At 57.9% G+C, this 21568-nt stretch carries 14 protein-coding genes; 9 read left to right on the top strand and 5 right to left on the bottom strand.

Annotated features, from left to right (window positions below):
- Window positions 1-12: 12 nt before the first annotated feature.
- The 4 genes from B0B09_RS12715 to bchF are packed head-to-tail and all read right to left on the bottom strand — an operon-like array spanning window position 13 to window position 6848.
- Window positions 13-3558, bottom strand: a complete 3546-nt coding sequence (locus B0B09_RS12715; RefSeq protein ID WP_076660309.1) for a magnesium chelatase subunit H — start codon at window positions 3556-3558, stop codon at window positions 13-15.
- Complete coding sequence (gene bchB, locus B0B09_RS12720) at window positions 3548-5071, bottom strand: ferredoxin:protochlorophyllide reductase (ATP-dependent) subunit B (protein ID WP_076660310.1); 1524 nt, start codon at window positions 5069-5071, stop codon at window positions 3548-3550. The genes B0B09_RS12715 and bchB overlap by 11 nt, the downstream gene beginning before the upstream one ends.
- Entirely contained in the window at window positions 5068-6351 is a 1284-nt protein-coding gene (locus B0B09_RS12725; RefSeq protein WP_076660311.1) for a ferredoxin:protochlorophyllide reductase (ATP-dependent) subunit N, read from the bottom strand. Before B0B09_RS12725 ends, bchB begins: the two co-directional genes overlap by 4 nt.
- On the bottom strand, window positions 6348-6848 hold the full coding sequence (gene bchF, locus B0B09_RS12730; protein ID WP_076660312.1) for a 2-vinyl bacteriochlorophyllide hydratase: 501 nt from the start codon (window positions 6846-6848) through the stop codon (window positions 6348-6350). The genes B0B09_RS12725 and bchF overlap by 4 nt, the downstream gene beginning before the upstream one ends.
- 275 nt (window positions 6849-7123) lie before the next feature.
- Between bchF and B0B09_RS12735 the strand changes: the two genes are divergently transcribed.
- Entirely contained in the window at window positions 7124-7912 is a 789-nt protein-coding gene (locus tag B0B09_RS12735; protein ID WP_076660313.1) for a cobalamin B12-binding domain-containing protein, read from the top strand.
- A gap of 35 nt (window positions 7913-7947) precedes the next feature.
- On the top strand, window positions 7948-9375 hold the full coding sequence (ppsR, locus tag B0B09_RS12740) for a transcriptional regulator PpsR (protein ID WP_076660315.1): 1428 nt from the start codon (window positions 7948-7950) through the stop codon (window positions 9373-9375).
- Here the strand turns inward: ppsR and B0B09_RS12745 are convergent.
- Window positions 9372-9923 carry an ActR/PrrA/RegA family redox response regulator transcription factor gene (locus B0B09_RS12745; protein ID WP_055295221.1) on the bottom strand — a complete coding sequence of 184 codons (552 nt, stop codon included), beginning with the start codon at window positions 9921-9923 and terminating at the stop codon, window positions 9372-9374. The two genes, ppsR and B0B09_RS12745, sit on opposite strands and share 4 nt — an antisense overlap.
- Before the next feature lie 192 nt (window positions 9924-10115).
- On the opposite strand from B0B09_RS12745, the gene regB reads away from it, so the two are divergent.
- The 7 genes from regB to addA all read left to right on the top strand — a co-directional run bounded on the left by regB (window position 10116) and on the right by addA (window position 21546).
- Window positions 10116-11519, top strand: a complete 1404-nt coding sequence (gene regB, locus B0B09_RS12750) for a sensor histidine kinase RegB (protein WP_084190840.1) — start codon at window positions 10116-10118, stop codon at window positions 11517-11519.
- A 77-nt stretch (window positions 11520-11596) separates the two neighbouring features.
- Window positions 11597-13153 (top strand): PAS-domain containing protein, encoded by a 1557-nt coding sequence (locus B0B09_RS12755; RefSeq protein ID WP_076660317.1) that lies wholly within the window; start codon window positions 11597-11599, stop codon window positions 13151-13153.
- Between the two features lie 41 nt (window positions 13154-13194).
- Entirely contained in the window at window positions 13195-13659 is a 465-nt protein-coding gene (gene tsaE / locus B0B09_RS12760; protein ID WP_076660319.1) for a tRNA (adenosine(37)-N6)-threonylcarbamoyltransferase complex ATPase subunit type 1 TsaE, read from the top strand.
- Window positions 13652-14623: an aminoglycoside phosphotransferase family protein gene (locus tag B0B09_RS12765; protein ID WP_076660321.1), complete on the top strand. Its 972-nt coding sequence runs from the start codon at window positions 13652-13654 to the stop codon at window positions 14621-14623. The genes tsaE and B0B09_RS12765 overlap by 8 nt, the downstream gene beginning before the upstream one ends.
- Window positions 14620-15291: a nucleotidyltransferase family protein gene (locus tag B0B09_RS12770; protein ID WP_076660324.1), complete on the top strand. Its 672-nt coding sequence runs from the start codon at window positions 14620-14622 to the stop codon at window positions 15289-15291. The genes B0B09_RS12765 and B0B09_RS12770 overlap by 4 nt, the downstream gene beginning before the upstream one ends.
- Complete coding sequence (addB, locus tag B0B09_RS12775) at window positions 15284-18211, top strand: double-strand break repair protein AddB (protein WP_076660326.1); 2928 nt, start codon at window positions 15284-15286, stop codon at window positions 18209-18211. Before B0B09_RS12770 ends, addB begins: the two co-directional genes overlap by 8 nt.
- Entirely contained in the window at window positions 18208-21546 is a 3339-nt protein-coding gene (gene addA, locus B0B09_RS12780) for a double-strand break repair helicase AddA (protein ID WP_076660327.1), read from the top strand. Before addB ends, addA begins: the two co-directional genes overlap by 4 nt.
- Window positions 21547-21568 lie beyond the last annotated feature (22 nt).

The following is a 21568-nucleotide window of genomic DNA, read 5'->3' on the forward strand; positions in this document are numbered from 1 at the left end:
TTGTGAAAGCAGTCATTCAGCTGCGACCCCTTCCATGCGATCTTCAAGGGCATCCGCTGCGTCTTGCAGGGCGGCCAATGTGTCTTCGTCAGGCGACCAATAGGCGCGGTCAGATGCCTCTAGCAGGCGGTTCGCCATCCGCATCGAGGCTTGCGGGTTCAGTGCCGCCAAACGGTTGCGCATGGCTTCATCCAAAACGAATGTCTCGGACAGGCGCTGATAAACCCAAGGCTCAACTTCACCGGTGGTTGCGGACCAGCCCATCGTATTGGTCACATGGGCCTCAATCTGGCGCACGCCTTCATGGCCGTGGTTCAGCAGGGCCTCATAGAATTTGGGGTTCAGACTGCGGCTACGTGTTTCAAGGGCGACCTGATCCTGAAGGGTCCGCACTTTGGCGGCCCCTTTGGTCTGATCGCCGATATAGACAGGGGCGCTTTGGCCACCTTTGGCACGTTTCACAGCACGGGAAATGCCACCCAGCGTATCGAAATAATGGTCAACGGTGGTGACGCCCAGTTCGACCGATTCAAGGTTCTGATAGGCCAGATCCACGTCTTTCAGCGCTTTTTGCAGCAAGGCAGGGTTCTGTGCGGCCTTGCCATTTACGCCATAGGCAAAGGATTTGCGCGCCTCATAGGCATCGGCCAATTCGTCCTCGTCCCCAAAGGCAGAGCTATCTACCAACTGGTTGACGTTCGACCCATAGGCACCCTCGGCATTGCTGAAGACACGCAAAGCCGCGGTTTCCAGATCGGACCCCATCTCTTCGGCATAAGCAAGGGCGTGTGCGCGGATGAAATTCTGTGCCAGCGGTTCATCAGCTTGGGCGCATTTCAGCGCCGCTTCAGCCAGCATTTTGGTCTGCAAAGGCAGCAGATCGCGGAAGATGCCCGACAATGTCATCACTACGTCAATCCGCGGGCGCCCCAAGGTGGACAGTGGGATCAGATCGGCACCGGCAAGCCGGCCAAAATTGTCAAACCGTGGCACGGCACCCATCAAAGACAGTGCCTGCGCGATCGGTCCGCCATCCGATTTGATGTTGTCGGACCCCCAAAGCACCAAAGCAACGGTTCCGGGCACGCTGGCATGGGTTGCCAGCAAAAGATCAGCCTGCTTGGCGCCTTCGGCCATTGCAAATGCGGTAGGCATGCGGAACGGATCGAATGCATGGATATTCCGGCCGGTGGGCACAATCTGGGGTGAGCGGATCAGATCACCACCCGGGACGGGCGCAATGAAATGACCTGACAACGCGCGCATCAGCGCGGGCAGTTCGTGATCTTCTTTCAGCAGTTCCGCTGCACGATCCGCTGCCTCACCTTCGGGCATCATCGCAACCATCTCGGCGCGTGCGGCATCAGACAATGGCTTGCCCACAACATGCAGGCCTTCGGTGATCAGCGACCCTTCGGTTTCCAAGAGCTTGAGCCACAGACCATCAATGTCAGCTGCGTTCATATCAACGGCATAGGCCTGATCACGGATCAGTTGTTCCAGATCGGCGCGCTGGTTGTCCTCGGCGGGCATTTCACGCCAGCGGGTCAGGCTGTCCTTGAGATCAGCCAGGCCTTTATACAAACCGGCCGTGGTCAAAGGTGGCGTCAAATGCGTCACAATAATCGCATTGGACCGGCGCTTGGCCAGTGTCGCCTCGGACGGGTTATTCGCAGCATAAAGGTAGATATTCGGCATCTCGCCGATCAAACGGTCCGGCCAGTCATCAGCTCCCAGACCCGCCTGCTTGCCCGGCATGAATTCAAGCGCGCCATGCATCCCGAAATGCAGCAGGGCATCGGCTTTGAACGTATTGCGCAGCCACAGATAGAAAGTGACAAACGCGTGCGTCGGGGCAAAGCCTTTCTCGAACAAAAGGCGCATAGGGTCGCCCTCATACCCGAAGGCAGGCTGCACGCCGACAAAAACATTCCCGAAATGATGCCCCAGCACATAGACGCCGCGTCCGTCGGACTGGATTTTCCCCGGCGCAGGACCCCAGACCGTTTCAACCTCAGCCAAATGCGGGCTGGTGCGCACAATGGTGTCGGCATCAATATGGGCGGCAACATTGGCTTGCTGGCCATATTGGGCGCTGTTGCCCTGCAAAATCATGGCGCGCAGATCATCAACCGTGTCGGGCACATCGACGCGATAGCCGTCAGTTTTCATCTTGTTCAGCGTATTGAACAGGCTTTCAAACACGCCCAGGTAGGCCGCTGTGCCAACGGCACCGGCATTTGGCGGGAAACCGAACAGCACGACGCCAACTTTCTTGTCGGCATTTTCCCTACGCCGCAGCACCGCCAGGCGCCGCGTCTTTTCAACGAGGCTTGCAATCCGCTCGTGGCAGGGGGCCATCGCCTTGCAGTCTGATTGCACAGCACAATTGACCGAACATCCATTACAGCCGCCAACACCATGACGGCCGGCAAAGACAGTCGGATTTGTCGCGCCGTCAATCTCGGGCAGGGCGACCAGCATTGTCGTTTCAATCGGGCCAAGACCCTGACCGCTTTGCGCCCACTGCCCAAGGGTCTGGAATTCCAGCGGTTGGGCCGCAATATAGGGCACGTTCAAGGCACCCAGTACAGCAACGGCTGTGTCACTGTCGTTATAGGCAGGCCCACCAATCAGCGAGAAACCGGTGAGTGACACCAGCGCATCAATGTTGCCCTGAAAATAGTCTTCAATCGCCGGACGCCCGTCGAGGCCCCCAGCAAAAGCAGGGATGACACGGACACCCTTGGCCTCGAACGCACGAATAACCGCATCATAGTGGGCGCAGTCAGAGGCAAGGATATAGGACCGCAGCATCAGCAAACCGACCGTTGCAACTGGTGTTGCAGGCCGCGGCAGGTCCGCAAGGTCAGTGACAATCTTATGATCCGGCAGATCAGGGTGGTAGAGGCCGACATCAGGGTACTCGATCGGCAGAGCCGCCCGCGCGCCACGCCAGTCGGCACGGTTCGCATACCGGCCAATCAGGAAACGGATCATCTGCTCGACATTGTCGTCAGAGCCACCAAGCCAGTATTGCATCGCCAGAAACCAAGCACGCAGATCCTGCGCCTTGCCGGGGATGAGTTTCAGGATCTTGGGCAAGCGGCGCAGCGTCTTCATCTGCTTGGCACCGCTATCAGCGGTCGGCTTGGACGAGCCGCGTAACTTCTTCAAGAGCGCCATGGCACCGCTGGCAGGCTTGGACATGTCCAAGTCACCCATACGGGTCAGTTTGACGATCTCACTATCGGCAATGACGCCCAGCATCGCATCGCAATGCGCCCGACGGGCCTGCATCGCGGGCAGAATGGCCTTCACATGTTCTTCGAGGAAGAGAAGGTTTGCGATGATGATATCGCCCTGCGCGACAGCATCGCGGGCGCGGGTCAGTGCATCTGAGGATTCAGACCATTCGGCGGCTGAGAACACCTGCACATCCAGCCCCGGGAAATCCGGCGCCAAGCGCGCGGACACACGCAAGGCAGGTCCCGCTGCGTGGGCATCCAGCGTGACAATCACCACGCGGTACGGCTTATGCATCACTTCATCGCGCATAATGTGCCTTTGCCTCGTAAAGCGTATCAAGGCTGATTTCGTGAAGGCCCTTTTCCAAAGCGAAGGTTTCGGTGTTCCGGCGGGCCTTGCCGCGCACAAAGAACGGGATCTTCTTTAGCTCGCGTTCCGCATCAGACAACCAGATGACGTTATCGCCTTGCGGCTGGGCTGGCGCGTCCACGGTCTCTTCGACCTTGGCTTTGGCTTTGCCGCCGTGGTGGCTTGCTCCTGCGTCATCGTGGAATTCGAAATCATCGCGGAACATCGTCAATAGATGCTCTTCCAGACCCATCACAAGCGGGTGGATCAGCGTATCGAAGATGACATTCGCGCCCTCGAAACCCACCTGCGGGGAATAACGGGCGGGGAAATCCTGCACGTGGACGGGCGCGGAAATCACAGCACATGGAATGCCCAGACGCTTGCCGATATGGCGCTCCATCTGGGTGCCAAGGATCATTTCAGGGCTAAGCGCCTCAATCGCGGCCTCAACCTCCAGATAGTCATCGGTGATCAGGGCCTCGACACCGTATTCCTTGGCCAGCGCCCGAATAGGCCGCGCCATTTCGCGGTTGTAACAGCCGATGCCGACAACCTCGAAACCCATCTCGTCACGGGCGATCCGCGCATGGGCGGCAACATGGGTGCCGTCGCCAAAGATAAAGACGCGCTTGCCGGTCAGATAGGTACTGTCCACAGATCGTGACCACCACGGCATCCGCAGGCGGCTTTCATCGACTGCAACGGATTTGCCAGTGATTGCCACCACTTCCTTAATAAAATCACGCGTCGCGCCAACACCAATCGGCACAACTTTGGTGAACGGTTGGTTGTGGTTTTTTTCAAGGAACCGCGCCGCCGCCTCGCCGGTTTCAGGCGACAACAAGACATTGAAATGCGCCGCCGGAAGGCGTGCAATATCAGAGGGTGTTGCATTCAAAGGGGCAACGACATTCACGTTGATGCCCATTTCGGACAAAAGGCCGGTCAGTTCTTCGACATCATCGCGGGCACGAAAGCCCAGCGCGGTTGGTCCCAAGATGTTGCACGTCACACGCGCCGTGCGCTCTTGTGGTTGCGCCAGCGTTTTGACGATCTGGTAAAACGTCTCATCCGCGCCAAAGTTTTCCTTGCGGCTATAGCTTGGCAATTCCAGCGGAATAACAGGGATCGACAACCCCATCGTTTCGGCCAGACCTGCGGGATCATCCTGAATCAGTTCGGCAGTACAGGACGCGCCCACGATAATCGCCTCTGGCTGGAAGCGATCAACGGCATCCTGACAAGACGCCTTGAATAGCGTCGCTGTATCGGCACCCAGATCACGCGCCTGAAAGGTGGTATAGCTGACAGGCGGACGATGATTGCGCCGCTCGATCATCGTGAAAAGCAGATCGGCATATGTGTCGCCCTGCGGGGCGTGCAGCACATAGTGCAGACCTTTCATCGCCGTCGCGACGCGCATTGCGCCGACATGGGGCGGGCCTTCGTATGTCCAGACGGTCAACTTCATTCGGCAGCCTCCATCTGGAGAACGGCCTTGCGACGCAGCGGACGCGAAAAGAGACCGGCCAAATCACCCGCCTGTTCGTAGAAATGGACCGGCGTAAAGACCAGTTCGATCGCCCATTTTGTCGACAGCCCCTCCGCCTCAAGCGGGTTAGCGAGACCAAGACCACAGACAGTCAGGTCAGGGCGCGCGGCACGGGCGCGGGCCAGTTGTTTGTCCACATCCTGCCCTTCGGAAATCTGCGGACCGGCAGGCAGCAGATCAAGATCGGGACCATGCAGCGCGTCGTGAATATAGGGGCTACCCACTTCGATCGCTGTCATGCCGCATTCGCGGGTCAGGAACCGCGCGAGCGGAATTTCAAGCTGGCTGTCAGGAAAGAAGAACACGGACTTGCCGCGTAATGCCTCGGCCGCTTGTGCAATCGCTTTGCGCGCACGGGCGCGGGGCGCGGCGGTGACAGCTTCGAACGTCTCTTCACTGACGCCAAACTCTGTCGCAATCGTGCGCAACCACGCGGTCGTGCCCTCATCACCAAATGGGAAGGGGGCCGCCAGATGACGCGCGCCGCGACGTTCCAGTGCGGCATGCGTCTCACCAAGGAACGGCTGGGTCAGCGCAAACACTGTGTTTTCGCCGACCGCAGTCGTGTCATCAATCCGCCGCGCTGGGAGCAGGCGGATCGGGCCGATACCCATATCTGTAAGAAGTGAGACCATCTGATCTTCGACAACATCAGGCAGCGCACCAACAACAAGCAGTTCGCGCGCGGTGGTGTCCTTCAGAACCGGCACCATTGAAGCAAGGCAGGCGTCTTCACCTTCGGTGAAAGTCGTCTCGATGCCGGAACCGGAGTAGTTCAGCACCCGCACATGCGGCGCATGCACCTGGCTGAGACGTTCTGCCGCACGGGCCAGATCGATTTTGATCACTTCGGACGGGCAAGACCCCACCAGAAACAGCTGTCGGATGTCGGGGCGACGTGCCAAAAGCTTTTCGACTTCTCGGTCCAGCTCGACATGTGCATCGGCCATACCGGCCAAATCCTGTTCTTCGAGAATCGCTGTACCGAATCGTGGTTCGGCAAAAATCATCACGCCGGCCGCTGATTGGAGCAAGTGCGCGCAGGTCCGTGACCCCACCACCAAAAAGAATGCGTCCTGCATTTTGCGGTGCAGCCAGATAATGCCGGTCAGGCCGCAAAAAACCTCGCGCTGGCCCCGTTCCTTGAGGATGGGCGCAGTGCGGCAACCGCCGTTTGTCGGAGGGAGAGGGACGTTCATGTCCGTGCCTCCGCATCCAACCGCGCGAGGCGCAGTTTCCATACAAATTGGGCGGCGTTGATGACGTAGGCCGCATATGCCGCAAGCGCGAGATACATGAGTCCATCGGCCGACAATGCGCCCGAATAGAGCGCGAAAATATAGAGCAAATGCAATGCGATAACCGCAAAGCTGAACACATCTTCCCAAAAGAACGCGGGGGCAAACAAGTACTGCCCGAAGACCACTTTTTCCCAGATCGCACCGGTCACCATGATCAACAGCAAAACGCCCGTTTTGATGACGATCGACACCGTCGCAACGTCATAACCGGCCCCGGTGATCAGGTAGCGCAGCACCAGTACGAGCGAGGCAAGAAATACAAGGAACTGAAGTGGGGCCAAAATGCCCTGAACAAGCGTCCATTTTGTGGCATCACGGCGGGCCCGCTCTGCATCAGAATACAACCGCCTGCCGAGTGTTTGCACACCTGCTGTATTCGTGTCGGCAATGGCCATGTTAACTTTCCCTGACAGTCTCTTGTGTCAAGAATAGGTGTCATTCGCCTCATGTGTCAACTTTAAGTTACACACTGTGACCGAATGTAGCTGACAGCCTTCTTTGTATCGAATTTGCGTGTAAGTACCAATTTTACATGAGACTTTTCAAATATTTCACTGACAAGACTGCCATATATGTCAATTTGCTTTGACATTCCGGATGTCACACCTGACAATATAGCCATTGCTGTATAGAACGCCTCCGCGCAGTACTTCAGCTAAAGGACAAGCGAATGGCCGATCCTCATAAGTTTGGCGTCAAGAAAGAGCCGGTGGTGCCACGGGGCTCTATCGCGCGTCGCGTTGCTGAAGCTGTGACCGAGGATATTACGCGACACCTTGATGCTACCCTCTTTGAGGACCTGAAGGATGCCGCACTCAGCCAGAACCCCGAAGCCAGCAGACGGACAATCAAGGCGGCTCTCGCTGACGGGGTACGTCCAGAAGACCTTGCGGATTTTTATATCCCCGCTTTGGCGCGTGACATGGGTGACCTGTGGTGTGTGGATCAACTGAGCTTTGCGGGGGTGACGATTGGCGTTTCACGCTTGCAGGCCATGATGCGTGCATTGGGCCCCAATTGGGCCAGCGATGGCGCGACGGAAAATGAGAATGCCTCAATTCTGTTGGTTGTACCGCAGGAAGTCTATCACACGCTTGGCGCGATTGTTCTCAGCAGCCAACTGCGGCGCAAGGGCTTTTCCGTGAAGCTAATCTTGGGCGGCAAGCCGGAAGATATTGCCAATCGGCTAACACATACTAAATTTGAAGCCGTATTTATTTCTTCTTCCGCCGGTGAAACGCTTGAAACGTTGCGCCATATCATTGATGTTATTAGAGCTTCATACAAGGAACCTTGTCCTATTGTGGTCGGCGGCTCCATTCTCGACGTTGAGAAGACTGATGACGTAACGGCACTGACAGGGGCAGACTATGCCACAAAAAGACCAGATGAGGCTCTAAGACTTTGCGGCCTACAACAAACCAGGCACACCAAAGTGCACGCCAGAGACGGGACCTGAACCATGATGACGGCCCCCAGTCACAGGCGTCATCCATGACGTCCCGCGGAACCAAATACTGGAACAGCGGCGCAATCCCATTGATTGCCCCTGACATCCTTGGCGATATCATTGCCGAAGTTGCTGATGTTGGTGTGGTCATCTCGGAGACGGGAATGATCTTGTCCGTTCTTGTGAACCCCTCCAATGATGCGTTCCGTCCGTTGGAAAATTGGGAAAACAAGGATCTTCGCACGACTTTGACAATCGAAAGCGTGTCGAAATTCGAAAGCCGCTTGGCCGAGTTCCTTGATGGCAAGCCACGGGTCCGGCCTGTTGAGTTGAACCACACAGATGGTGACGACCGGTGGGAATCACCCGTTAAATACAGTTTCCACCGCATCGGGCCCGATGGCGCGATCCTGCTTTTGGGTCGCGATTTACGCCCCATCGCTGAGATGCAGCAGCAATTGGTCGAAGCACAGCTTTCGCTTGAGCGCGATTATGAGACCCAGCGCGAATACGACACCCGCTTCCGCGTTTTGATGGAAAGCACTTCAGAAGCGATTGTTTTTGTATCGGTTTCCACCGGCGAAATCACCGAAGCAAACTCGGCGGCGGTTGCACTGCTTGACCGCCCGCTTGAAAATCTCATCGGCAACCAGCTTTCGGGTTGTTTTGAGGGGCGCAAACGCGGGGATATGGTCGACTCACTGGCATCACAGGCGATCTCGGGCGTGAAAAAGACTATTCTTGCCGACGTGCGCGGCAACGGATCGTCAGTACAGATTTTCCCAACGCTTTTCCGTGCCGCAGGTGAACGCATTCTGCTCTGCCGCCTTGTCCCCGAAGGTGAAGGCAGCGCGCTCGCCGATGATCTGAACCACAATCTCCACGCGCTCTACGCTGACGGGCCCGAGGCGATCGTCTTTACTGCCGAAAACGGTGACGTGCTGTCTGCCAATGACGCATTCCTCGATCTCATTGATGTGGCCCACGATATCAACGTCCGCGGCCGGAGTTTTTCCGATTATTTGCAACGCGGCAGCGTTGATTTCAAAGTGATGGCTGAAAACGCACAGCGCGCCGGGCGGATGCGGAACTATGCGACAAAGCTTGCCGGCGAATATGGCAGCCCGCGCGCGATGGATATCTCTGTAACACGCTTGCTGGCCGGTCAGCAGACGGTCTTTGCATTTGTTCTGCGCGACGCGAGCCGCAGTGATACTGCGCAATCGCGCCCGCACCCTGGCAGTGATGAAAGCATGCGCTCCGTTGCCGAACTGGTTGGCAGTGCGACCCTGAAAGACATTGTGTCGGAAACAACGAATGTCGTTGAGAAAATGTGCATCGAAACCGCGGTTGAGTTGACGATGAACAACCGCGTCGCGGCAGCCGAGATGCTAGGGCTTTCACGCCAGTCACTTTACGTGAAACTACGTAAATTCGGCCTTCTGAGCCGCGACGGTGAATCCGAAGACTAGCGCGGGCTGCGCTTGGCCAGAATGCGTTGCAGCGTCCGCCTGTGCATCGACAAACGACGTGCGGTTTCAGACACGTTGCGATCACAAAGCTCGTAGACCCGCTGGATATGCTCCCAACGCACACGGTCGGCGCTCATCGGGTTTTCCGGTGGTGGCGGCAACTCATCCTGCAAGGCAAGTAAGGCATTGGTCACGTCAGTCGCATCTGCCGGCTTTGACAGATAGTCCGTCGCGCCAATCTTGACCGCGGCGACCGCGGTCGCGATCGCGCCGTACCCCGTCAGCACAACAATGCGTGCATCGGGACGGCGGGCGCGCAATGTCTCTACCACATCAAGGCCGTTGCCGTCTTCCAGTCGCAAATCGACAACAGCATAGGCCGGAGGCCGCGCTGTCGATATCGCCTTTCCTGCCGCGACAGAGCCTGCCATCTCGACATCAAAGCCACGTTTTTCCATTGCTTTGGCAAGACGCCGCAGAAATGCTTCGTCGTCATCTACCAGCAGTAGGCTTTTGTCTTCACCCAAATCCAAGGCCACGGTATTCATGCGCTTCCCTATGCATACTTCTGAAATTGAAATAGGCTAGATCAGGCCGTCGTCAAATTGCTGGCGATTATCCTGTGGGTGAATTGCGCAAGCGGCTGCAAAGACAAATCACAGACAACAACGCAGAGCACATTGAACCTGTGTGCGATCGGCTTATCCTCACTATCGCATCATGGAACTGGATCTCAGGTTATGTCGGCCACAGGAAATTTGCTGATCAGAGGACAAGAGCGCACTGATTGGGTGCGCCTTCGGACGCTCGTCACCCTGCGCTGGTTTGCCATCGTGGGACAAGCTATCGCAATTCTTGTGGCCGTGCGCATTTACGAAGTTGAAATCGCCGTCGGTCTGGCAGTTCTTGTTGTGACAGCCGCAGTCGTTGCGAACCTCGTGTCGTTCTTCGCCTACCCCTCGAACAAACGCCTTTCAGATTTTGAAGCCACGCTTTGGCTTGTCTTCGACCTGATCCAATTAAGCCTTTTGCTCTTTCTGACAGGTGGCTTGAACAACCCTTTCGCCATGCTCGTGCTGGCGCCAGTGACAATTTCAGCCACGGTTCTGCACCTGCGCAGCACGATATTTCTCGGGCTGGCCGCAATCACAATTATCACGGTCATCAGCCGCTATAGCCTGCCGCTGATCACATCAGACGGCGTTGTTTTGGTGCTTCCTGTCCTGTTCCAGTTCGGTTTTTGGGTCGCGCTTCTGATCAGCCTTGTCTTCTTGGCCTTCTATGCACGGCAGGTGACGTCCGAAATGAACGCAATGAACGAGGCCTTGCTGGCAACCCAGCTGGCCTTGTCACGCGAACAAAAGCTTACAGACCTTGGTGGTGTTGTCGCCGCAACCGCGCATGAATTGGGCACACCTCTCGCGACAATCAAACTTGTCAGTAGCGAGTTGAAGGAAGAACTGGCCGACCGCCCCGATCTGCTGGATGATGCCGAGCTGATCAGCTCTCAGGCGGACCGGTGCCGCGATATCCTGCGCTCGATGGGGCGGGTCGGAAAGGATGATCTTCATCTGCGCAACGCACCCATCGAAATTGTTGTCAGAGAAGCCGCCGAGCCACACCGCAACCGCGGCAAAGACGTTGAGTTCAATATCTTCCCGCTTGATGGCGCGAACCTGACACAACCCAATATCCAAAGGCGCCCCGAAATCATCCACGGTTTGCGCAACCTGATCCAGAACGCTGTCGATTTTTCGGAATCGCAGGTCACCATCGACGCGACATGGTCTGATACTCAGATCAACATCAAGATCTCGGACGATGGCCGTGGTTTTCCGCAGTCCGTCATCGGGCGCATCGGCGACCCCTACGTGCGCCGACGGCGTTTTTCAGAAGATGGTGCGCGCAGGCCCGGCTATGAGGGAATGGGCCTGGGACTGTTTATCGCCAAGACGTTGCTGGAACGGTCGGGTGCCACGCTTTCGTTTTCCAATAGCCGCCGCCCCGGTCACGCCAGTTGGACGGGCCACCCCACAGGCGGTGCTGTGGTCGAGGTCAGCTGGCCAAGCGATGCGCTGCTTTTGCGTGGACAGGCCAATGATACCCCTCTGGGCAAGAACCAACCAATCCCGAGTTGGCCCTGACATTGTTTCCATAATTAACACCACATTAACTTTCCTGACCGATGCTTTCCCTGAGCAGTGACAGGATCGGATGGAAAATGGTAATCAACCTGGTCGAGTTTGGCGCCATCTTGGTTGCAGCTGTCACTGGTGCCATGGTGATCATGTCTGTTTTGCGGGCCAATGGGGCATTCGGCACCACGATGCAACTGAATACCCAATCCCATCCAGATGAGGGTGCTGTTTTTCTTTTTCATGACAACGATCTGGTTGATGCGACAACACAGGCTTGGGCTTTGATCAACAATAGCCCCCGTAACCTTACCGATAAGGATGCGATGCTCTTGGCGCTGGAGGTTGAGTTTCCCACGCTCAGAGAGCGGCTCTCGGATGTGAGTGCCGCGCATTGCCAAATCCGCAGTGAAAGTGATCGGTCTGTTTTTGTGGCGATCCAGCGCGTCAACCAACAGTTGCGCGTTTCACTCATGGGCGACGAAACCCCTGCGTATCAAGCAGCAACCAACCGGTTAAGCGATGCAGCACGCGACAAACAGGCCGCATTGATGCAAAGCATCGCCGCCAATTCCCCGCAATTGATCTGGCAGGAAGACAGCAAAGGGCATTTGCTTTGGGCGAATGATACCTATGCGAACCTGCTGAAACGCCATCGCCAGATGTCGCTTTTCGAGCCGTCGAAATACGCTGGCGACACCCCTGACCGTAGAGTTTCCGTAAAACTGGCTGGCGACCGCAGAGAGCGCTGGTTTGACATTTCTACCGTCAAACACGCAGACGGCTATCTGCACTTTGCCAATGACGCCACCGATGTGGTGCGGGCAGACACAGCACGCACCGAATTCGTCAAAACCCTTGGCAAGACCTTTGCCGAATTATCCATCGGCATCGCCATCTTTGACAACAACAGGCAGTTGACCATGTTCAATCCGGCACTGCTCGATATGACCAACCTTCCGGTCGATTTTCTAAGCGCCAGCCCAACAATCGACACGGTACTCGACCGCTTGCGTGAAATGCGCATGATGCCAGAACCCAAAAACTACGTGACCTGGCGCGAACAATTCACAGCCGTCGAAACGGCCGCCAAGGAAGGTACTTACAGCAAAAACTGGTCTCTTCCCGACGGGCAGACATACCGTGTGACCGGACGGCCCTATCCTGACGGCGCTTTTGCACTTCTGTTCGAAGATATTAGCGCCGAGGTCTCGCTCACGCGGCGTTTCCGGCTGGATATTGAAACAGGGCAGGCCGTCCTTGACACGCTTCCGGACGCGATCGCGGTGTTTTCCTCTGCGGGTACTCTGGTGATGTCCAATCAGGCCTATGCCGATCTCTGGGCCAGCAACACGGACCACATCCTCGAACATCGCGTCCTACAGTCTGAAATGCGCATCTGGAAGAACCAGTCTATTCCATCGCCCATCTGGAACAATCTGTGCGATTTCATCCAGCAGCTTGGTACACGGCAACCTTGGGACGATGATGTTTTGCTGGATGACGGGCGGCAACTTCATTGCCAAGCCAACCCGATTTCGGGCGGCATGACGATGCTGCGCTTCTCTGTCGCGCGGCCAAAACGGCCCGAGTTTACAAAGCTGATGGCCGCTGATCCCGCGATACAATTGATGAAGCGCTGATTTCTGCTTGCAGGCACCGCGCAACCCCATAATGTCGGTGCATGGCCCGCACCCTGTTTGAGTTTTCCCTCGCCGATGAAGGCGCAACCGGCGCATTGGCCTCGCAAATTGCAGCACGGCTTTTGCCTGGCGATACGCTTTTGCTGGAGGGTGAGATCGGGGCCGGAAAATCCGCTTTTGCGCGCGGCGTCATCCGCGCCCGACTTGGCCGGATGGAGGACGTGCCCTCACCCACCTTTACGCTGGTTCAGACCTATGAGGACCCGCGCGGCGATATCTGGCACTGTGATCTTTACCGGTTAACCCACCCTGACGAAGCGCTCGAGTTGGGGCTGGACGAGGCGTTTGAGACCGCCATCTGCCTGATCGAATGGCCGGACAGATTGGGCGATGCCGCCCCTGCATCTGCGCTCTCCCTTTCTTTTCTCGCAAACACCCATGCACACCATGTCACGATCAGCGGCCCAGACCCTTGGCCCGAACGTCTTGAGGGCCTCGATGTCTGACCGTGCCGCTCTTATCGATGAATTTCTGTCCGATACCGTATGGCAGAACTGGACGCGCACAGTTTTGGCCGGCGATGCGTCAGCCCGACGCTATATTCGGCTGACCTCAAATAGCCAGTCAAAAATCCTGATGGATGCACCGCCCGAGAACGGCGAAGATACAGCGCCATTTGTCCAAATCGCCACGCTGTTGCGGAAGGCGGGCTTTGCCGCCCCTGATGTGCTGCGGCATGATGCAAGGACTGGCCTGCTCTTGCTGAGTGATCTTGGCACGGTCGACTATGCCCAACGGTTGCGCCAAACCCCGGCTGACGAAAGCACCCTCTATCACTCCGCCACCACCGTCCTTCTAAGGCTGGAGCAGCTCGCCCCGCCGCCACACCTCAAACATCTGACACCCGCCGTTGGCGCAGAGATGGTCGAGATCGTCGGCACGCATTATGCCCACGCACCCGTTTCGGATCTTTGTGCCGAGGTTCAAAAATCGCTCGAAGAATTCGCACCCGAACCAACCGTTCTGGCGCTGCGCGACTATCACGCCGAGAACCTGATCTGGCGGGCAGATAGAACAGGGATAGATCAGGTCGGCTTGCTTGATTTTCAGGACGCTTTCGTCGCCCCGCCCGGCTATGATCTGGTGTCGCTTTTGCGTGATGCGCGGCGCGATGTCAGCCCTGCAATCGTTGAGGACATGATCACCTATTTCGGCGCACATACCAAAGCAACAACACCATTGCGCACGTCGCTTGCCTGCCTTGGGGTGCAGCGGAACCTGCGCATCCTGGGCGTTTTCGCCCGCTTGGTCAGCACGCTCAACAAACCACGCTACACCGCATTCATGCCCCGCGTCTGGGCACACATCATGCAAGACCTGCAAGATCCCGCACTGGCAACTCTGCGACAGGCGGTGATGGATCTGGTCCCCGAACCCACCGCAACACGGCTTGCGGGGCTTACCACATGACACTGCCGATCCTCTTTTTCGCCGCTGGGCGGGGCACCCGTATGGGGCCGCTGACCAAAGACCGGCCAAAACCCCTGATCAACGTGGCCGGCAAAGCGCTGATCGACTACGCACTCGATATCGCAAACGCGGCCGGGGTTGGCCGGAAAGTCGTGAACGTACATTACCACGGCGAGATGATCCGGCAGCATCTGGCAGGTCAGGACATCACTTTTTCTGATGAGAGTGCACAGCTTCTCGAAACAGGCGGCGGCCTCAAAAAGGCCTTACCACTACTAGAAACCAGTCCCGTCCTGACAATGAACACAGATGCGGTGTGGCAGGGGCCAAACTCGATCACACAAATCCTCAACGCTTGGCGCCCTGAAATGGAGGCGCTGATGCTGCTTGTCGAAAAGAAAGATGTGGTGGGCCATCTGGGCAAAGGTGATTTTAAGATCGACAGCAACGGACGGCTCAAACGCGCGCCAGAGGACATCTACACCGGCCTCCAGATTATCCGGACCGATGTGCTAGGCGAAATCACGGACACTGCGTTTTCCATGAATGCCGCATGGGATAGAATTGCCGCACGCGGCGGGCTTTTTGGCACACGTTTTGTGGGCAAATGGTGCGATGTCGGCCAGCCTGAAAGCATCCCTTTGGCCGAGGATATGCTGCATGTTTGACCCTGGCAAAGCTCCTCGCATCTTTGCGAGTCCCCCCGGCGTGGATTTCGCTGACGGGTTGGTTGCAGGGCTCTTGGACCGCACGGCTGGAATGGCGCCCAATGATCTGGCAAGGATCGAAATCTACGTCAACACAACCCGGATGCAGCGCCGGATCAGGGCCGTCTTTGACGCAGGCCGCGCGAGGTTGCTGCCGCGCATCAGGCTGATCACAGACCTCGCCAATGATCCGGTTTCGCTTGCCTTGCCGCCAGCGGTTTCACCCCTGCACAGGCGGTTGGAATTGTCCCAATTCGTGGCCAAACTATTGGAACAACAGCCCGATCTTGCACCGCGCGCAGCACTCTACGATCTGTCCGACAGCCTTGCGAAACTGATGGACGAAATGCAGGGCGAGGGCGTTAGCCCCGACACGATCGCCAATCTTGAGGTCGCTGACGAATCCGGCCATTGGGAACGCGCGCTGCAATTCGTTAAAATCATCACACGGTATTTTGACGACCAGAACCAAGCGCCCGACAAAGAAGCCCGCCAACGCATGGTCATCGAAGCGCTGGCCGCCCGCTGGCAAGATACGCCGCCGGATCATCCGGTCATCATCGCGGGCTCCACAGGTTCACGCGGCGCGACGGCGCTGTTCATGCAGGCAGTAGCGAAACTGCCACAAGGTGCGATCATCCTGCCCGGTTTTGATTTTGATCTGCCCGCCCATGTCTGGGACGCGATGGACGATGACATGACCGCCGAGGACCACCCGCAATACCGCTTCCGCCGCTTGATGGATCTCATCGGTTTCACGCAGGATGACGTCAAACCATGGTCGGACCACGCACCGGTCCATCCCCAACGCAATGCGCTGGTGTCCCTTTCACTCCGCCCAGCGCCTGTCACCGACCAATGGCTGGCCGAAGGGCCCGACCTTGGCGATCTGCATAAAGCGACCAAAGGCCTGACGCTGGTCGAGGCCGCATCCCCCCGCGCCGAGGCAGAAACCATTGCGCTGCGTCTGCGCCAAGCGGCGCAAGAGGGCATCACAGCCGCGCTGATATCCCCCGACCGTATGCTGACCCGTCAGGTCACGGCGGCCCTGGATCGCTGGAACATCAAACCTGATGACAGCGCAGGCATCCCTCTGGCGCTTTCCCCGCCGGGGCGGTTTCTGCGCCATGTCGCAGACCTTTTCGGCAGGCCCTTAACAGGCGAGGCCTTGCTGACGCTGCTGAAACATCCGCTAAGCCATTCCGAGCACCCCGACCGAGGCGATCATCTGCGCCACACCCGCGATCTGGAATTGCACCTGCGCCGCTTTGGGCCACCGTTTCCGACAGCTGATGACCTTATGACTTGGGCCAAAAACGGATCTGGGCGCGCGGAATGGGGCGCATGGCTTGCCGGTCTTGTGACAGGGCTGGAAACGGTTGGCGCAAAACCGCTCGCTGATCATCTCAGCGATCATCTGGCACGCGCAGAACAACTCGCCGCTGGGCCGGAGGTCGATGGCACAGGCGGTCTTTGGTACGAGGCCGCAGGACGCGAGGCCCGCAAGATTTGCGACAACCTGATACAGGCCGCCAGCGCCGGCGGCACCATGACCGCGCGCGATTACACTGCTCTTTTCAGTGCTGTCATCGCCGAGGGCGTCGTGCGCGACAGGGACGCGGGCCACCCCGGTATTCTGATCTGGGGCACGCTCGAGGCACGGGTGCAGGGCGCGGATCTGACCATCCTTGGCGGCATGAACGATGGCGTCTGGCCCGAGGCACCACCACCTGATCCGTGGCTCAATCGCGTGATGCGGGCCAAAGCGGGGCTCTTGCTGCCGGAACGCCGGATCGGTCTGTCTGCGCATGATTACCAGCAGGCGGTTGCCGGGCGCGAGGTCTGGATCACACGGGCGAAACGTTCGGCGGACGCAGAAACCGTCCCGTCCCGCTGGGTAAACCGGCTGACAAACCTGCTCAAAGGATTACCCGAACAGGGTGGGGAGGACGCGCTGAAAGCCATGCGCGAAGAGGGTGATCGCTGGTGCGCAATGGCAGAAACCCTCTCTGCGCCTGATCGAAACACCGCACTGGAACCGCGTCCTGCACCCTGTCCGCCAATTGAAGCAAGACCCAAGAAGTTTTCGGTCACGGAAATCAAAACCCTGATCCGCGATCCCTTTGCGATCTATGCACGCAAAACCCTGCGGCTAAGGGCGCTTGACCCGCTGGTGCCCACCGCCGATGCCCCTTTGCGCGGCACGCTGATCCATCGAATCCTTGAAATCTTTATTGCTGCGGGCCACGGCCCCGATGACCGAGCAGCTCTCCTGAAAATCGCTGAAGACGTGTTCGAACAAGATTGCCCATGGCCGACAATCCGTGCGCAATGGATGGCCCGACTGGCCCGATCTGTCGATCAGTTCCTCGCCGATGAAGGCGCGCGTCAGGCGCTGGCCCCTGACCGGTTGCTTGAAAAATTCGGTGAAATCATCGTCGCCCCGTCCGGCGTAACGCTGACCTGCAAAGCCGACCGGATTGATCTGACACCATCAGACGAAGCGTTGATCTATGACTATAAGACCGGTGCCGTGCCTACCGGCCCGCAGCAGGAAAAATTCGACAAACAACTCTTGCTCGAGGCCGCGATGGTCGAACGCGGCGCGTTCCGTGATGTGGGTAGCAAACCAGTTCTGGCGGCCACGTTTATCGGCGTAAACACCACGATGAAAAACAGCGATGCGCCACTGGACAAACACCCGCCCGAACAGGTCTGGGAAGAACTCGAAGCGCTTTTCGCGGCATGGCAAGACATCAGCCGCGGTTACACCGCCCGCCTCGCGCTGTTTTCGAAAACCGACATCAGCGACTATGACCACCTCTCCCGCTTTGGCGAATGGGACACGCATGATGCGCCGACCCCGCAGGTGCTGACATGATCCGCGACGAGGCCACCCAAAGACAGGTCGATGCCGCCAATCCCGGCACCTCGACATGGCTCTCTGCCAATGCCGGATCGGGCAAAACCCGCGTGCTGACTGACCGTGTTGCACGGTTGTTGCTGGATAAGGTGTCGCCCCAGAATATCCTGTGCCTGACCTATACCAAAGCTGCTGCCGCCGAGATGCAGAACCGGCTGTTCCAGCGCCTTGGCGAATGGGCAATGATGCCCGAAGATGACTTGCGCCGCGCCCTGCAAACGCTTGGCATTGATCGCGCCATTGATGCCGCACAACTGGCACAGGCACGCACCCTCTTCGCCCGCGCCATTGAAACCCCCGGTGGACTGAAAATCCAGACCATCCACTCGTTCTGTGCGGGCGTCCTACGGCGGTTTCCACTTGAAGCACAGGTCAGCCCGCAGTTCCGCGAGATGGAAGACCGCGCTGCCGAAATCCTCCGCGCCGAGGTGGTGGATGAAATGGTCTTGGGGCCAAGGGCAGAGGTCGTGCACAAACTGCTTGCGCTGTTCACAGGCGATGATCTGGCAAAGTTCACCGCCGAGATTGCAGGGAAGGGCGACCATTTCACACAAGAGCCGGATCTTGCGCGGCTTTGCGATATCCTGGAAATACCGCAAGGGCTGACGGTTGAAACGCTCTACAATAATATCTTTGACAAGGACCTGATTGCGCAGTTCATCAACGCTTGTGCCGCCGGATCGGTCACCGACGTCAAAGCCGCAAACGCCCTCCGCCCGCTGCTGTCAGGGTCCCTTTCACCGCATGACGCGCTTGCCATCCTTGAAAATGTCTTTCTGTTCGGAGAGGGCGCCGCCGCTCCTTTTGGCGCCAAGATTGGCAAACTGCCCACCAAGAAAACCCGCGAAGCAAACGCCGAACTTATGGAACAGATTGAGCCGATCATGGGGCAGGTCGAGGACATGCGCCCCTATCGCCTCGGCCTCATCGCGTTTGACCGCACCATCGCACTTTACAATTTCGCCCGCGTCTTTGTGCCCGCCTACGCCGCGCGCAAACTGGCGATGGGGATGCTCGATTTCGACGATCTGATCCGCAAAGCCAAGGCGCTTTTGACCGACCGCGATGTGGCGCAGTGGGTGCTGTTCCGGCTTGATGGTGGCATCGACCACATTCTTGTCGATGAAGCACAGGACACCAGCCCGACCCAATGGGCAGTGATCGAACAATTGACCCAGGAATTCGCCACAGGCGAGGGCGCGCGCATGGACCGCGAGCGCACGGTTTTCATCGTCGGTGATAAAAAGCAGTCGATCTATTCGTTCCAGGGGGCGGATCCGGCAGCCTTTGACAAGATGAAGGCCTATTTCGAGGCGACCCATGCCGCGATTTCGAAACCATTCAACGAGACCTCTCTCGACTATTCATTCCGCTCTTCGCAGGCCATCCTGACGGTGGTGGACAAGACATTCACAGGTGACCGCGCGGCGGGCATGGACGACAACCTGAACCACCGCGCGTTTAAGGAAAACATGCCCGGTCGTGTTGATCTGTGGCCCGTGATCGAGAAATCCGAGGCCGCGCCCGACCGCGAATGGTTCAAGCCCGTCGACGAACCCAGCAGCACCGACCACACCGTTCTGATGGCCCAGCGCGTGGCGGAAAAGATCAAATATATGATCGCCCAAGAAACCATCCCCGAAGAGATAGAAAACACTGGCGACTTTATCCGTCGCCCGATCACCGAAGGCGATTTCCTAATCCTCGTGCAGCGCCGATCCGAGCTTTTCGCCGAAATCATCCGCGCCTGCAAATCGGCGGGCCTGCAAATTGCGGGTGCCGACAGGCTGCGTGTGGGGGCAGAACTTGCGGTCAAAGACCTAGCCGCGGTGCTGCGGTTTCTGGCCCTGCCCGAAGACGATCTGTCACTTGCCGCCGCTCTGCGATCACCGCTGTTCGGCTGGAGCGAGCAAGATCTTTTCACCCTCGCGCACCATCGCCCCGACAAGGCCTATCTATGGGAAACCCTGCGCAACGCGGACCACCCCGAAACGCTGGCGATCCTGAATGATCTGCGCAGTAAGGCGGATTTCCTGCGCCCTTACGACCTGATCGAACGTATCCTCACCCGCCATGACGGGCGGCGCAAATTACTGGCGCGACTAGGGCCAGAGGCGGAGGACGGGATCGACGCGCTGCTGTCGCAGGCACTTGCCTATGAAAATACAGCTGTGCCGAACCTCACCGGATTTTTGTCGTGGATGGACACCGATGATCTCGAGGTCAAGCGCCAGATGGACGGCCAAGGCGACCAGATCCGCGTGATGACGGTGCATGGCGCAAAGGGGCTTGAGGCACCCATTGTGATCCTGCCCGATACCGCGAAACGCGATGTGCAGGTCAAACAGGAAGTCCTGCCAGCGGATGACCATGTCATCTGGAAGCCCCCTGCCAGATCTGCATCCCCTGCGGTCATGGCCCTGCGCGATGATGTCGTTGCTAAACAAACCCGCGAACGCCTGCGCCTGCTCTACGTCGCGATGACCCGCGCCGAAAAATGGCTGATCGTCGGGGCGGCAGGTGATGTGGGCGAGGGCGATGCAAGCTGGTACAATATCGTCGCCGACGGCATGCGCGCATGCGGTGACTATGATGCAAAATTGGGTGATCTTGATCTGCGGCGTGTGTCCGAACTGGCATGGGATGCGCCCGCCCTGCAAGAAAAGTCACCCGTCGAGAAAACGCAGGTCACGCTGCCCGCATTCGGTGAACTCCCCGTTCCGGTACAGACCAAGACCATCTCGCCTTCTGAACTGAAAGGCGACAAAATCCTCAAAGGTGATCCCGCGGGTGACAACGAAGAAGACGCGATGGAGCGCGGCACGCAGATCCATAAACTCCTTGAGCATCTGCCGATGGCCGCCCCTGCAGACCGGCACGCCCTTGGTCTGCAACTTTTGCAAAATGATGACACGACCTTGGTTGCAGAGGTGATGGCACTGATCGACAACCCTGATCTGGCTTGGATCTGGGACGCTGATGCCTTGAACGAGGTCGACATCACCGCCGACATTCCCCGACTTGGCCGCATCCATGGCACAATTGACCGCCTGCTGATCGGGCCCGATACAATCACCGCGATCGACTATAAATCGAACCGTTTGGTACCGACAAAGCCCGAGGATACGCCCATCGGTCTTGCGCGCCAACTCGCCGCCTATGACAGCGCGCTCCGGCAAATCTATCCCGATCATACAATCAGGACCGCTATTCTCTGGACCCACACCGGAACCTTGACCACTTTATCGCAAGAGCATCTTCACGAAGCCCTGAACACGCTTGCGGCATCTTGACCATCACGGACAGGGTACCTAG

The organism is Yoonia rosea (assembly GCF_900156505.1).
Lineage (GTDB): Bacteria > Pseudomonadota > Alphaproteobacteria > Rhodobacterales > Rhodobacteraceae > Yoonia > Yoonia rosea.

Excerpts from the sequence above, each read along its gene's own strand:
- B0B09_RS12745 (WP_055295221.1), bottom strand. The coding sequence starts at position 9,923 with ATGAATACCGTGGCCTTGGATTTGGGTGAAGACAAAAGCCTACTGCTG.
- tsaE (WP_076660319.1), top strand. The coding sequence starts at position 13,195 with ATGGCCCGCACCCTGTTTGAGTTTTCCCTCGCCGATGAAGGCGCAACC.
- B0B09_RS12770 (WP_076660324.1), top strand. The coding sequence starts at position 14,620 with ATGACACTGCCGATCCTCTTTTTCGCCGCTGGGCGGGGCACCCGTATG.
- addA (WP_076660327.1), top strand. The coding sequence starts at position 18,208 with ATGATCCGCGACGAGGCCACCCAAAGACAGGTCGATGCCGCCAATCCC.
- ppsR (WP_076660315.1), top strand. The coding sequence starts at position 7,948 with ATGACGTCCCGCGGAACCAAATACTGGAACAGCGGCGCAATCCCATTG.
- bchF (WP_076660312.1), bottom strand. The coding sequence starts at position 6,848 with ATGGCCATTGCCGACACGAATACAGCAGGTGTGCAAACACTCGGCAGG.
- addB (WP_076660326.1), top strand. The coding sequence starts at position 15,284 with ATGTTTGACCCTGGCAAAGCTCCTCGCATCTTTGCGAGTCCCCCCGGC.
- B0B09_RS12725 (WP_076660311.1), bottom strand. The coding sequence starts at position 6,351 with ATGAACGTCCCTCTCCCTCCGACAAACGGCGGTTGCCGCACTGCGCCC.
- B0B09_RS12715 (WP_076660309.1), bottom strand. The coding sequence starts at position 3,558 with ATGCGCGATGAAGTGATGCATAAGCCGTACCGCGTGGTGATTGTCACG.
- regB (WP_084190840.1), top strand. The coding sequence starts at position 10,116 with ATGTCGGCCACAGGAAATTTGCTGATCAGAGGACAAGAGCGCACTGAT.
- B0B09_RS12755 (WP_076660317.1), top strand. The coding sequence starts at position 11,597 with ATGGTAATCAACCTGGTCGAGTTTGGCGCCATCTTGGTTGCAGCTGTC.
- B0B09_RS12765 (WP_076660321.1), top strand. The coding sequence starts at position 13,652 with ATGTCTGACCGTGCCGCTCTTATCGATGAATTTCTGTCCGATACCGTA.
- B0B09_RS12735 (WP_076660313.1), top strand. The coding sequence starts at position 7,124 with ATGGCCGATCCTCATAAGTTTGGCGTCAAGAAAGAGCCGGTGGTGCCA.
- bchB (WP_076660310.1), bottom strand. The coding sequence starts at position 5,071 with ATGAAGTTGACCGTCTGGACATACGAAGGCCCGCCCCATGTCGGCGCA.